Here is a 13,760-nt window from a genome sequence, read left to right as displayed (position 1 = left end):
CAGCGAGCTCCCCTTGCCCTTGCCTTCCTGGGCCTGGCGGGTTGCCTCTAGCGCCTTGAGAACCTCGGCGCGTACACGCAGAAGGGGCTCCCATTTATCCTCAAGCGCCGAATCGCGGCGTGTCGCATCAACCTCGGGCATGGGCGCAAGGTGAACACTCTCGCCCCAGGGCATCTTGGTGCACCTGTATGATTCCTCGGCCGTGAAGGAGAGGATCGGCGCCATAAGACGCAGCAAAACGTCGAGAATTTCGTGCATCGTCGTCATCCCAGCCAGGCGATCCGGATCGCGAGGCAGCGCAATGTAAATTCGATCCTTGAGCACATCGAGGTAGAGTGCCGAAAGGTCCACCGCACAAAAATTATTCAGCGCGTGGTAGACGAGGTGGAAATCATAATCTTCATAGGCTTTCGTAATGCGCTCGATGAGCTGATCGAGGCGGCTAACGATGAGACGATCAATTTCGGGGCGATCCGCTAACGGGACAGAATCAGTCTCCGGATTAAAATCCTCGTAGTCGTGAAGATTCCCGAGAAGGAAGCGACAGGTGTTGCGAATGCGCCGGTAGGCCTCGGCCAACCTCGTGAGGATTTCATTCGAGATGCGGATGTCTTCCCGGTAATTTTCTCCTGCCACCCAGAGACGAAGCACCTCGGCCCCGTATTTCTTGCTCACATCCTCGGGCGACATCGTATTGCCGAGGCTCTTACTCATCTTCTTGCCCTTGCCGTCCACAACGTAACCGTGGGTCAGAACTTCCTTGTAGGGTGCCTTGCCGCGCACCCCTACCGCCGCGAGAAGAGAGCTATGGAACCAGCCGCGGTGTTGATCGCTCCCTTCAAGATACATATCAGCCGGCCAAGTGAGCTCCGGATTTTTCTCCATGACGGCAGCCTGACTCACACCCGAATCGAACCACACGTCGAGAATATCCATCTCTTTTCTAAACGAGTTTCCGCCGCATTCGGGACACTTGAATCCTTCGGGCAAAAGTTGGGATGCCTCTTTCTCGAACCAGACATCAGCCCCATGGTCATCCATTTGATCGGCGACATGGTCGGCAATCTTCGCGTCAACAATGACATGGCTACAACTCTCACAGTGGAATGCCACGATAGGCACGCCCCAGGAGCGTTGACGCGAAATGCACCAATCCGGACGGTTTTCAATCATTCCGTAGATGCGCTCCTCGCCCCAGTGAGGAATCCATTTTACCCGACGTATCTCATCAAGCGCCTTTTTCCGAAGGTCGCCGTGCTCCATCGAAATAAACCACTGGGGGGTGGCTCGGAAGATCGTGGGCCGATGGCTCCGCCAGTCGTGGGGATAGGGATGCGGATAATCCTCAACGGCGAAGAGCCTGCCCTTCTCGCGCAGGAACTTGATAATCTCAGGATCGGCATCAAAGACAAATTGGCCAGCGAAATGCTCGACATCGTCCGTGAATTTTCCGTCATCGCCCACGGGACTGTATACCTCAAGGCCGTACTTGAGACCGGTCTCGTAGTCCTCCCGCCCGTGGCCCGGCGCGGTATGAACTACGCCCGTCCCTTGTTCGAGGGTGACATAATGGGCGAGGACAACGAGGGAGTCTTGGTCAATCCAGGCATGCCGCGCCTTGAGCCCCTCGAGCGCGCCACCAGAAAATGTGGTGACCTTCTCGTAGGGTGCATCTCCACCCGCCTCATCGGCACCAAGTTCCTGGAGCCGTGGCAGGAAATGCTCATGAAAGATCAGCACCTCATCCCCGTGCTTGAACAAGCTGTAATCAAGGCCAGCGTTGAAGGCGAGTGCGAGGTTTGCCGGAAGCGTCCAGGGTGTCGTCGTCCAGATCAATACCGAGGGAGTCTTCCCGACAAGAAGGCCTTTTAGTTCTGGGACTTTTGCCTCCCACTCTACTGCCTGTGCATCAGAGATGGGAAAGCGCGCATAAACGCTCTGGGTCGTTACGTCCTCATACTCGACCTCGGCCTCGGCTAGCGCCGTTCGCAGGCCCGGAGCCCAATGCACGGGCTTAAGGCCCAGATAGACGCTTCCGTTCTCCATGAAGCGAGCCAGCTGGCGCACAGTGTTCGCTTCATAGTCGTTGCTCATCGTGAGATAGGGCCGCTCCCAATCACCGAAGACCCCGAGGCGCTTGAACTCCTCACGCTGAATATCGATGAATTTTTCTGCGTACTCACGGCACATGCGCCGTTTTTCCACGGCGTCAATTTCAAAGCGCCGCTTACCAAGCTCTTTGTCTACCTGATGTTCGATGGGCAGACCATGGCAGTCCCATCCGGGCACGTAGACGGCATTGAAACCAGCCATCTGCTTTGATTTAACAATAATGTCTTTTAATATTTTATTGAGGACAGTTCCCATGTGAATATGCCCGTTCGCATAGGGAGGGCCGTCATGAAGAATATATTTGTCTTTGTCTGCAGCCGCCTCGCGAAGCTTCTGATAGAGCCCAGCCTCGTTCCAAGATTCAAGCATCTCGGGCTCGCGCACGGGGAGGTTCCCCTTCATCGGAAACGTCGTCTTCGGAAGATTGAGAAGTGATTTATAGTCGTTGCTCATTTCGATTTCATTCCTTTTAAGGCGCGGCGACCTGCTCATCCGCCGGCACCGGCATCTTACCGAGGCCGCTGGCCTCGCGCACCAACTTCATCGTTGCCTGGGCCTCGGCACGGGCGCGGGCGCCACCCTCGGCCAGGACAGACTCTACATATGCGGGGTCGCTTTCCAGGCGCCGCCGCTCCTCGCGGTAAGGCCCAAACTTTTGATCAATTTTTTCAAGCAACTCCAACTTGGCGTTTCCGTATCCAAAATTGCCAGCGCGATACTTCGCAGCAAGCGCTTCTTGCTCCACCTCGGAGGACAGTAGCTTGTATATTTCAAAGACGTTGCACCCCTCGGGATTTTTGGGCTCCTCTAGCGGGGTTGAGTCCGTGACGATAGACATCACCCGTTTTTTTAGTGCCTTTCCTTCCTGGAATATCTCGATGGTGTTGTCGTAGCTCTTACTCATCTTCTGACCATCGATGCCCGGCACCTTGGCACCCACATCGAGACGGGGCTTCGGCAGAGGAAAAACTTCACCATAAGCGTTGTTGAACGCCTGGGCCATGTCCCGGGTCATTTCGATGTGCTGGATCTGATCCTCACCAACAGGAACAACATGCGAGCGATAGATAAGGATGTCCGCCGCCATGAGCATCGGGTAGTAATAAAGCCCCACCGAGGCCGATATACCGCGCTGTACTTTATCTTTATAGGAAGTGGCGCGGTCGAGCAGACCTTTGGGTGTCACAGCAGAGAGCACCCAAGCCAATTCGGCGACCTCGGGTACGTCCGACTGGCGAAAAAATACCGCTTTTTTAGGATCGAGACCAAGCGCCAGATAATCGAGCGCAACATCGAGTGTCTGCCGCTCAAGGAGTTCCCGATCGCTCACCGTGGTCATCGCATGGTAGTTGGCGATGAAGTAGAAGGCCTCGCCCTCATCCTGGAGAGCGATATGCTGCCTCAGGGCGCCAAAGTAGTTGCCCAGGTGCAACTTTCCCGAAGGCTGGACGCCCGAGAGGAACCTAGCCGACCTCTTCTGCTTGTCGTTGTCGTCCGTCATTTCTCTCTCAAATGAAACCTGTCAAAAAATATTTAACATTCGTAAAATGTTCCCGGCGAATACCTGCTCGGCAAGAAGAAGTGTTCTGTATATCGGTCCCATGATCCAGTGTAAACCACCGGTAAGGATAAGCCCCAAGACGATAAAAAACCCATAGCCCTCGCTCTGGCCATAATACCAGGCCCACCGACGAGGCAGGACACCCATCAAAATGCGTCCTCCATCAAAGGGAAGCACCGGTATCAGGTTGAAAGCCGCCAATCCAGTGTTCACCTGAAAGGCCGCCAGAAGCATCATCGCGACGGGCCGACCAATATAGCCGGTGGCGAGCCCAGCCTGCCGAACACCAATGAAAATCAACAAACTGGCGATGGCCAGAACAAAATTCGTCACCGGCCCTGCCAGCGCCACCCACATCATTCCCCGGCGCGGATTCCGCAGGTTTCGAGCGTCCACCGGCACGGGCTTTGCCCACCCGAATCCAATCCCCGCCATCATCGAGAGGGCAAAGGCGAGCGTTCCCATCGGGTCAAGGTGGACCAGCGGGTTTAGGCTCAACCGCCCCATGAAGCGGGCCGTCGGGTCACCCAGTTTGTCGGCCACCCAGCCATGCGCCACCTCATGAAGTGTGAGCGCAAAAAGAATTGCTGGAAGGGCAATCGTCAGCCTCTGGATGTAATCGGTATCGAACAAAACGTGCCTTCTCTTGAGAGCCCGCGGGCGGCGGATGCGCCAAACGCAGCCCTCCCCCAGGGGAGGGCCCAAAACCAATGGATATTAAGGGCTTGGGGGGAGAGCGGTCAACGGACTCATAAAAATAAAACGGGGGCCTCTCGGCCCCCGCAGATAAGAGCCATTGCAGTATTACTACGGCGTTCCTGCTTTATCGAACTCATCGTAGAAGAAAATCTCGCTGGCCTCTTTCCGCACATTCGGGCGGCTAGCCTTGGTCTGCATCTCCTCGGAGAGGTCCTCGAAGCGGCCGGGCTCGCCGACAGCAAACAGCGCCGCGACGCGAAAGGGGTCGGGAATATTAAAACTCGCCCTGATTTTGTCCTCATCCCAGCCCGCCATGGCGTGCACCGTCAGGCCAAGGTCGCAGCCCTGAATGAGAAGATTCTCAAGGGCCAATCCTACGTCGAGCGGCCAGCGGTCCTGCCCAAAGCGCGGGGGCTGCTCTTCAGGGTTGCCGATTACGATCATCTTGACGGGCGCCTCGGTGGCCCATTTTTTGTTGTTGTCGCTCAGGCCCTCGTCAAATTTCTTGTGCGCCTCGGGCGAGCGGACGACAACAATCCGCCATGGCTGCTTGTTCGCCGAGGAGGGGCCCCACCGGAAGGCCTCAAGCATCAGTTCGAGTTTTTCCGATGAAAGCGGCTCCTTGCTAAAAGAGAGTCCGCTTGTTCTGTTCCTTAAGACTGGATGAATATCCGCCATTGACGTTCCCCTATATCTTAAATTTATGTTCGAAACGACGACTCAAAACCCGCCGCATATTACACATTTCCAAGAATCTTTCCAGCAGACCCCCATCTCAGAGAACGAGGAGTTAGAGCTCAATCACGTCCATCGCATCCGGCGTGAGGATGCGCGGCCCATTTTCCTCAATAATGACCTGAGGGCCAAACTCAAGGAATATCCGGTCCTCATGGGCGGCTTTCACCTCAATTGCTAGCGACATGCCCACCTCAACCGTAAGCTCTTTCATAAATTTGTAGCGCTCCCCGGCCAACTCACGCCACTCCTCGTTATCCTCAAGCGAGCCCTCGACCTTCCGCTCGCGCCAGGGCATTTCCCGGGGTATCTCACCAGCCACGATGGTCGTCGCCGGCGGCTCGATTCCATCCACACCGGTTCCATGCACCTGGGGGATTTCGTGATTGTAGCCCCGGCTAAGGATAGGGGCATCCGACACCCGGTCCACTTCGCTCCAGGGGGTCCCAGGCTTTAGCACTTCAATCGTGTTCTGGACCGCCTCATAAACCGCATCGCGCAGGGGTTTGTATTCCTCGGGAAGCGGGCCTAGGGAGACCGAAGTATGCGGGTGGCTCCAATAGCCTCCGTATCTGGCGTAATGTCCGACATGGAGAACCTCGCCCGAGCGCAACACCCTATCTGTGGGCCGGTGATTGACAGGATAACCCTTCCCAGTGTTGAGAAGGGTCCAGTGGTCCCGACCAAGCTCGCTCCCTGCCCTGAGCCCGGCGCATGTCACCTCCATGCACAACTCACTCTCGCGCACCCCGGGCCGCGCATGACGAAGCACTGTGTCGATCTCGACGTTTGCCATCTCCGAGGCCTTCTCAAGCATCGCGATCTCCTCGGGGCCCTTGAACATACGCAACCGCGTGAGAATGTCCGTGGCATCACAAAACTCGGCTCCCGGCAGGAGACGCTGAAGATTTTTATAGGTCATGTAGGGGATTGCCCCCTCGGCAGCGTACCCCCCGCCGATGAGGCCGACGATTCCGATTCTTCCATTTTGATAGCCCAGCTCCGAGATCGCCTCGGAGGCGACGATACTGACTTTTCCCTCGTGCCCCCGGTAGCGGACCCCCTCCCAGCAGCACTCGGAGTACCATTTGCCCCAGTTCTGAAGAAGCCAGAAAGTCATCGGGTCGCCTTTACGGGGAAAGACCAGGCTCCGCTCGCCATAGTCGCCGTTGTCGAGCCAGCGCACGTTTCCGCCCGTGTTATATCCGCGTCCGGCAATGACGAGACAGTCAATCCCCCGGGCATCCATCTCCGCCCGCGTGGCCGCCCACCGGCGGTCGCGCTCGGCCAGGGTGAACGAGGCGGCTGGGCCGCCCACGCGCCCCGGCCTGGGAATAAATCTCGGGTCAGTTACCATGCAAATGGCTCCTGTTAATCAGAACGATTAGATGAACCACCATATCAGATGGGCGGTGCCCACCAGCGCTTATTGATATATGATGGAATTAATATTGATCATATATCCATTCTATCAGAAGGAAAAGCCATGATAATAAAGGGCGTTCACCACCTTGCACTCGCGGTGCGAAGCCTTAAAGAGGCCGAGGCTTTTTACACGAATATTTTGGGCGGCGAGGTAATTCATCGCCACGGCGACACTGACTTTGAAAAAGAGGCGGAACGAACCCCACAAGTATGGGTCAAACTGGGCACCCTCATTTTCGCCCTGAACGGCTCGACCCCAGAGGTGCCCGAGGGCCATTTCGTTCACTGGGCGATGGAAGCTGAGTTCAAAGAAATCGACGATTGGCTGGACACCTTCAAGCGAGAGAACATTAAATACTACGGCCCCTTCGGCCACGGCGGGCTCGGCCTCATCTCCATCTACTTTCACGATCCAACCGGTTATCTGCTCGAAATAGCTTTAGACGCAGGGGATTGGGAAATGGCCAAGGCCGAGGTGAAAAAACGAGGCGGCCTTTTCGGAAACACCCAGGCGACATACGACCCCGAGGACTGGGAATACGAGAACGACTAGGGCATTACCCCGCCCAGCCTCCTTCATCTTCCCTCGGTTCGATCAGCGATAGGCGCGAAGCACTTCCGAGCATCCCGACGCGGTAGAGCGAGTGGGCGAGTGCCTGGGGCGGGCGGACCAGCTGGACCCGAGCATATCGGGAAAGAAGAAGTCGAACCGTCTCGACCATCAGGGTGACGGAGATTCCGTCCGTTAGCTCGGCCTCCTCTAACTGGAGTTCGGCCAGCCCTCCACCCTGCGGCTTGGCATCAAGCGACCCGAGAATACCGCGCGCATCCGCCGAATCGAGATCTCCCGTCAGGACGAATCCGGTCCCATCATCCATCTTGAATCGCAGGAATTCGAATTCAGGTCCAGAGGCCAGTAGTTCGGGTTGAACGGGCTCGGGCATTTCAAAACTCGATTCGCCGGAATCAGACGAGTGGCAGGTCTATCGGCCGATTCTCCCGGGCGCTCTGCTCGATGGCCAGAGTGACCTCAAGCGTCTGCCGAGCCTCATCGGGTGTGGTGTTGGGAATGGCGCGGCCAGTGGCGGCGTGCTCTAAGAATAGCCGCGTCTCATCCCGCATCGGTCCCCAGAACTCACCCAGCGACCAATCTCCGGCCATCATCGACTCCAGAAACACCACGTTCGAGGAGGCATCGGGCGCATACGGCGAGGGCACCCCCTTGCTCGTCGCCAGAATCACATCCTTGTGCGAATCATCGATGACGATGGCCCCGTCGCTGCCCATGATGTCCATCCCCATTGTGGTGATATGAGCAGGCCAGTTGTCCGGGAAAATCCACGAGCAGCCAAAAGAGATGTTGCTTCCATCGTCTAGCGTAACAATAGCCCAGGCCCAGTCGCCCACGTTGTTTGGGTGAGGGAAAATCTTGCTTCCTCCCTGGGCGTATACCTTGACCGGGCGTCTTCCCTCGAAATACCAAAGACCAATGTCCACGACATAAGTGAGCGTGTCCGTCACCGGGCTCGCGTGCGGGGAGCGGGCGTAAATCTCCTTGGCGTTGGACTGCGGGTTGTAGAGGCACATCCGGGCGGTGAGGAGCTTGCCGAGGCGGCCTTGGCTGATCTGCTCCTTGGCGTTCAGGTAGCGGCGCCGCAGGCGCTGGGTGTAGCCAACGTGCAAATCGCCGTTGTAGCGCTTAACAGCATCGAGTATGCGGTCGGCCGCCTCAAGCGAAAGATCGATGGGTTTTTCGACAAGAACGATTTTACCAAGCTCAAGCGCGCGCACCACTGGATCGGCATGGGCGTGCTCTGGCGTTGAGACGATCACCGCCTCGACATCCGGGTGGGTAAGTACGGCCTCATTGTCGTCGGAGTGAAAATTAGCCTTCACCTCGCCGGCAATTTCAGCGGCGCGAGCACCGTCGGCATCCGAGAGCGCGAGAAAACCCGTCCTCGGATCGCCCGCCACAAGATTCGCCCGAAGGCGGCCCATGCGTCCACTGCCTATGATTCCTACGCCAATTTTCTTCACCGCCATTTTTTATCCTTTCAGCGGAAGCTCAACGAGAGTGCCGCCATCGCGCGCGCTTTGCTCCATCGCCAACGTCAACTCCAAAACAGCCCGGCCCGCCTCGGCCCCGCAGAGCGGGACATCGCGGCCCGTCGCCACCCGATCGATGAACAGACGCGTTTCATCCCTCATGGGACCGTAAAAATCTCCCTGCGCCCAATCGCCAGGCATCATCGAGCCGAGAAAAGCCACCTCCATCCCCTCTACGGATGAGGGTGTCCCAACGTCCGAGACCATCATCACGTTGCGGTGACTATCATCAACGACAACAGAACCATCGCGGCCAAAAATCTCCATCGCCATCGAGGAGATATAAGCTGGCCACTTTTCGGGCAAAATCCATGAAACACCCAGGTTCGCTGCCGCGCCGTCCTCGAAGGTGACGATGGACCAGCCATAGCCGCCGATGCCTTCTTGCTGGCCCGGCAAAATATCGCCGCCCGACTGGGCATACACGCGAACCGGTCTACGCGGGGCAAAGAACCAAAGCGCCATATCCGCAACGTAGGCGACTGAGTTTACAAACGGGCTCGCCCCGGGAGAGCGGGCAATCATCTGCCGCGCGTCGGCCCGGGGGTGATAAATCGACATCCTGGCCGACATTACCTCGCCCAGGCGCCCGGCATCTATGTGCTCCTTGATCGAGACAAATCGTCGCCTCAAGCGCTGGGTGTAGCCGATGAAAAGGTCGGCCTCGGATCCTTTTTTTACTTCCAGTATCCGGTCAGCCTCCTCGAGTGTCAGCGCAATTGGCTTCTCGACAAATACGGGCTTTCCAAGCTCCAGCGCCCGGCAGATTGCCTCTGTGTGTTCGCCCTCGGGCGTTGAGACAATAACGGCATGGACGTCCGGATTCTCGATCACGTCACGGTTATCGTCAGTGAAAAACGCGGCCTCTGTCTGCTGGGCTAGCCCTCTGGCCTTTTCCAGGTCGATGTCCGAGATGGCCAAAAAATCGACCATCGCGCTTGAGGAGAGAAGGTGGGCGCGTATCGTGCCCATGCGTCCGGCCCCAATCAGCCCGACCCCTAACTCATCTCGAGCCATACCTTAAGACTCCAGCGGAAGCTCGATGAGTTCCCCGCCCGCCTTTGCGCTTTTCTCCATCGCGAGGGTGAGTTCAAGCACCGCCCGGCCCGTTTCGCCATCGCAAAGCGGAACATCGCGGCCCGTAGTCACATGTTCAAGAAACAGGCGCGTCTCCTCCCTCATGGGGCCATAAAAATCTCCCAGCGCCCAGTCACCTGGCATCTGTGAGCCGAGAAATGCCACCTCAACCGAGGAATCCGGCGCATAGGGCGAGGGAATCGCCTTATCCGTCACCATCATCACGTCCTTATGCGAATCATCCACGGCAATCGACCCATCGCTCCCGAAAATTTCCATGCCTATTGTTGCCACATAGGCGGGCCAGCGCTCCGGGAGTATCCATGATGAGCCCATCTGGACGGCCGCGCCGTCATCGAAGGTCACAATGGCCCAGCCATAATCACCCAACCCCTCGGGATGCTCCGAGAACACCTCGCTTCCCGCCTGAGCATAAACGCGAACGGGTTTTCGGGGCGCAAAGAACCACAGCGCCATGTCGGCCATATAGGTGAGCGCATCGGTGATGGGGCTCGCGTGGGCCGAGCGAAGGTAGACCTGCCGACCGACGGCGCGGGAGTTGTAAATCGTCATCCGGGCCGACATCACATCGCCTAGCCTGCCTGCGTCGATTTGCTCCTTGATGGAGAGAAACCTACGGCGCATCCGCTGGGTATAGCCGATGAAGAAATCCGCACCCGATTTAGCCCGTGCCTTGAGTATCCGATCGGCATCGGAGAGCGAGAGCGCAATAGGTTTTTCCACAAGAACGGGCTTTCCGAGCTCAAGCGCCCGGCAAATGGAATCGGTGTGCTCCCCCTCCGGGGTGGAGACGATTAGGGCGTCCACATCCGGGTGCTCGATAACGGCACGGTTATCGTCAGAGAAGAACGCGGCCTCGGTCTGCTGGGCAAGGGCCTCGGCCTTGGCCAGGTCGATATCAGCTATCGCCAAATAATTCACGACAGCGTGTGTTGAGGCCAAATGAGCACGTATCGAGCCCATGCGCCCCGCACCGATCAGACCAATTCCGATTTCAGGTTTTTGCTCCGGCATTCCCATTTCCCTCTACTTGTGTTGGAAGAGCCTGAATCCTACCAGCACAAAGGAATCACGGCAATAATCGAACCACCTGATATCCCTGATGAGGAAGGCGGATGCTTGCCTATAAATAAAATACCATTTACTCTTCTTCTCTTGAGGGACGCATTCCCAAAATTGCGATTAAAGGCATTCACTTGATGAAAAATCAGAGGGCACGTGGGAGCCGAATTCCTGAACACCTCCTATCTATTATCTGGATAGCTGGAATTTTTATTGTCTTTCTTGGCACCACCCCTTTCCACCGGGTTCACCATATTAGCGAGCAGCTCAACTCGCTTCTCGCACACCAGGGCACATCACCCTCAAAACATCACCACGATGGGCCTCACCAGGAATCGGACCAACATCCCGCCTCAACTCCCTCAAAGGGAAGTTGTCAGCTACAGCAAGCGGGGCAAAACTCTATCGCACACTTGGCGGAACTCACGCCATTAGCGGAATCACCACAAACATTATCTTCCGCCATTCTTGTTACTTTCTCTCCAACCTTGTTATCTCTCTCCTATTTTTTTTCGATCAGAGCGCCTCCCTTTTTCAACGTATAAACCATCACCTATAGAGACTAAAAGGCACGCCACCAGGATCAACCCTGCTGGTGAAGTGCCGATCTAAATTTTGACCAAAGGAGGCAGTTCTACGCTATGCCAAAAATTATTTTCATCTCTATCTCAACTCTTATGTTCGTACTTTCGGGATTTTTATCGACTGGATACACCAATGGGAACAATCATGGCCACGGAAAATCCCACGGCAAGAAGGTGGGCGACATGAAGAAAATGAAACTCAAAAAGAAAATGGACCACGGCGCCCATACAATGGGCAAAGGTGACATTGTTCCCTGCATGCACATGCCCGAAAAAATGGGCGACAAAAAAACAATGAAGACAAGAGGCAAGGTCGTTATTCTCAAGCCCGCCGACGGAGCTGTCATCCACTCACGAAATCTTAAGGTCGAGTTCGATATTCCGGACCGTGGCTCGCGCGGAAACCACCTGCACATCTACTTGGACGGCCGGTGTCTCAACATGATTCGAAGTGGCAAGAGCTACCACATTAGCGGTTTAAAAGAGGGGGCACATAAAATTGACCTTCGGCTCGTAGACAAAGACCATCTTGAATATGGCCCTCAGGCGGTGACCAATATCAAGGTTGTCAAAAAGAAAGCACACAAACCCTAAGCGATCCCCCGGCGGCGCGGCGAGCCAAAACGACTTAGCCGCGCCGCCGTAATATCCACACTACCTCTCACACATTTCGATCCAAGCTCGCCTGTAGTACCTTTTTTCCAGGTTATACGACTATCTTTCGACTGGAATCATTTTCCTTGGAGGAATCATGGCGAAGCGTAAGAGAAAAAAACCGGTTATCGGTTTCATTGGTCTGGGATTGATGGGACAAGCTTTTTCTAAAAACCTAATCGAGGACGGACATCGCGTCATCGGCACAGATCCGCAACCTAAGGCTGCGGCAAAACTTAAAAAAATCGGCGGAGTGCCTTTCGCCACGTCCCGCGAGGTTGCCGAGGAGGCAGATTACGTCTTCATCTCCGTCCCCAATTCGAAAATATCCATCAAGGCCAGCAAGGGGAAAAATGGTTTTCTCGCTTTTGCCAAAAGCAAAACCCCTGCCCTTATATGCGACACGACGACAGCCGACCCAGAGGACAGCCGCCAGCTCGCCGCCTTGTGCAAGAAAAAGGGAGTTGATTACATCGACGGCTGCATCAGCGGACATAGTGAGAATGTCGAGAACCGGGTCGGCCTCCTCATCGCGGGCGGTCCCGAGCGAGCCTATAAAAAAATTGCCCCCATCTTCAAAAAACTTCTTGACGATCAGCTCTACTGCGGCCCCTCGGGCCAAGGCGCCGCGATGAAGGTGTTGATCAATTACCTGTGCTGCCTCCAGCGATGCGCCATCGCCGAAACGCTTCGTGTTGGCATTCGCTCGGGGGTAAAAGGAGACATCCTTTTCGACGCCCTCCAGCGCAGCGCAGCCGACAGCCGACAACTCCGCAACCGGGGGGAGCGAATGTATAAACGCCGCTTCGCGAAACCCGTTAGCACCGTCACCGTCCTCCATAAAGACATCAAGCTTGGCATGCTACTCGCCAAACGCAGCGGATCTATCGCCCCGCTGGGCGATGCCAGCCTTCCCTTCTACGAGGAAGCCCTCGCCTCGGGCTACGGGGAACTCGACAGCGCTGTTGTTTATAAAGTGTACGAAGACAAGGAAAAGAAGAAGAAAAAACACAGATAATATTTTTCATCGTCTCTTGCTACGAAACCTCGTTTCAACCAACAAAAAACCCCGCAACCTTTTCGGCTGCGGGGTTTTTGATTTCTGTTGCGAATACGACCTAGCGCATGCCGGCGAGTTCCTGGAGCAGGTGCCAGTTTTGCAGGCGCTCTTGTTTGGTCTTGAGCAGCAGCTCGGATGGATTGCCATCCTTGTCGAACTGCTTGGCAAAGCGCCCCTCTGTGCGGGCGAAGGTGATGAAGTCGCACACCTCGCCCGTCTTGGCATTCTCGAACCAATCCTTGTTCGGTGCGGGATTGCCCGTCAGGTTCATGCGCTCCCTGATAGTTTCACCCCGGCGGGGATCGTATGTGAAAACCGGGAAGGCGCGACTGTCGGCGGCAAGCTTGGCCTGCTTGCCGGAAACATCGTCGGCAACGCCGTGCTCGGGCTGGCAGGTGGTGTAAACGTTTACAACTGCGGGCCCAGGGAACTCGTTCGCATCGATGATGGCTTTGTAGAAGTGGTTAGTGTGCGCGCAGGTGGTCTGGGCGACGTAGACGTCTCCGTGCATCATGGCCAGCGTGCTGATCTCTTTTCGGCGCTCCATCTTGCCAGGAATTGCCGTACCAAACTGGCTCATCTTCGCGTCTTGGCCCATAAAGGTTCCGGTGGACGCCTGCCCACCGGTGTTTGAGTAAACCTGGGTATCGAGGATGAGGACATT

General features: G+C 56.2%; 13 protein-coding genes. 3 read left to right on the top strand and 10 right to left on the bottom strand.

From position 1 onward, the window contains the following. The 5 genes from ileS to HOJ95_00105 all read right to left on the bottom strand — a co-directional run. Positions 1–2,565 (bottom strand): isoleucine--tRNA ligase (ileS, locus tag HOJ95_00125; GenBank protein MBT6393089.1); only part of this gene is annotated, 2,565 nt, incomplete at its 3' end. A gap of 16 nt (positions 2,566–2,581) precedes the next feature. Continuing rightward, positions 2,582–3,613 (bottom strand): tryptophan--tRNA ligase, encoded by a 1,032-nt coding sequence (gene trpS, locus HOJ95_00120; GenBank protein ID MBT6393088.1) that lies wholly within the window; start codon positions 3,611–3,613, stop codon positions 2,582–2,584. Positions 3,614–3,634: 21 nt separating this feature from the next. Continuing rightward, positions 3,635–4,306, bottom strand: a complete 672-nt coding sequence (locus HOJ95_00115; GenBank protein ID MBT6393087.1) for a site-2 protease family protein — start codon at positions 4,304–4,306, stop codon at positions 3,635–3,637. Positions 4,307–4,480: 174 nt separating this feature from the next. Continuing rightward, on the bottom strand, positions 4,481–5,050 hold the full coding sequence (locus HOJ95_00110) for a hypothetical protein (protein ID MBT6393086.1): 570 nt from the start codon (positions 5,048–5,050) through the stop codon (positions 4,481–4,483). 112 nt (positions 5,051–5,162) lie between these two features. After that, positions 5,163–6,464 carry an aminopeptidase P family protein gene (locus tag HOJ95_00105; protein MBT6393085.1) on the bottom strand — a complete coding sequence of 434 codons (1,302 nt, stop codon included), beginning with the start codon at positions 6,462–6,464 and terminating at the stop codon, positions 5,163–5,165. A 129-nt stretch (positions 6,465–6,593) separates the two neighbouring features. Here HOJ95_00105 and HOJ95_00100 point away from each other — a divergent pair, with 129 nt between their 5' ends. After that, positions 6,594–7,085: a VOC family protein gene (locus HOJ95_00100; protein MBT6393084.1), complete on the top strand. Its 492-nt coding sequence runs from the start codon at positions 6,594–6,596 to the stop codon at positions 7,083–7,085. 4 nt (positions 7,086–7,089) lie between these two features. Here the strand turns inward: HOJ95_00100 and HOJ95_00095 are convergent, their stop codons facing one another. From HOJ95_00095 to HOJ95_00080, 4 genes are read right to left on the bottom strand one after another with little or no spacing between them, the layout of a single operon-like run. Then, positions 7,090–7,476: a hypothetical protein gene (locus HOJ95_00095; protein MBT6393083.1), complete on the bottom strand. Its 387-nt coding sequence runs from the start codon at positions 7,474–7,476 to the stop codon at positions 7,090–7,092. Between the two features lie 22 nt (positions 7,477–7,498). After that, on the bottom strand, positions 7,499–8,575 hold the full coding sequence (locus HOJ95_00090) for a Gfo/Idh/MocA family oxidoreductase (protein MBT6393082.1): 1,077 nt from the start codon (positions 8,573–8,575) through the stop codon (positions 7,499–7,501). Positions 8,576–8,578: 3 nt separating this feature from the next. Beyond that, on the bottom strand, positions 8,579–9,655 hold the full coding sequence (locus tag HOJ95_00085; protein MBT6393081.1) for a Gfo/Idh/MocA family oxidoreductase: 1,077 nt from the start codon (positions 9,653–9,655) through the stop codon (positions 8,579–8,581). 3 nt (positions 9,656–9,658) lie between these two features. After that, the gene (locus HOJ95_00080; protein MBT6393080.1) at positions 9,659–10,750 is read right to left on the bottom strand and encodes a Gfo/Idh/MocA family oxidoreductase; all 1,092 of its coding nucleotides are present in this window, start codon (positions 10,748–10,750) and stop codon (positions 9,659–9,661) included. Between the two features lie 689 nt (positions 10,751–11,439). Between HOJ95_00080 and HOJ95_00075 the strand changes: the two genes are divergently transcribed. Continuing rightward, the gene (locus tag HOJ95_00075; protein MBT6393079.1) at positions 11,440–11,976 is read left to right on the top strand and encodes a hypothetical protein; all 537 of its coding nucleotides are present in this window, start codon (positions 11,440–11,442) and stop codon (positions 11,974–11,976) included. 157 nt (positions 11,977–12,133) lie between these two features. Further along, entirely contained in the window at positions 12,134–13,054 is a 921-nt protein-coding gene (locus HOJ95_00070) for an NAD(P)-dependent oxidoreductase (GenBank protein ID MBT6393078.1), read from the top strand. A 100-nt stretch (positions 13,055–13,154) separates the two neighbouring features. On the opposite strand, the gene HOJ95_00065 is transcribed toward HOJ95_00070, so the two are convergent. Continuing rightward, positions 13,155–13,760: thiamine pyrophosphate-binding protein (locus HOJ95_00065; protein ID MBT6393077.1), on the bottom strand; the 606-nt coding region annotated here is incomplete at its 5' end.

Source organism: Nitrospinaceae bacterium, from assembly GCA_018669005.1.
In the GTDB taxonomy this organism is placed as follows: Bacteria; UBA8248; UBA8248; order UBA8248; family UBA8248; genus UBA8248.
This window is presented reverse-complemented; position numbering and strand designations above follow the sequence as displayed.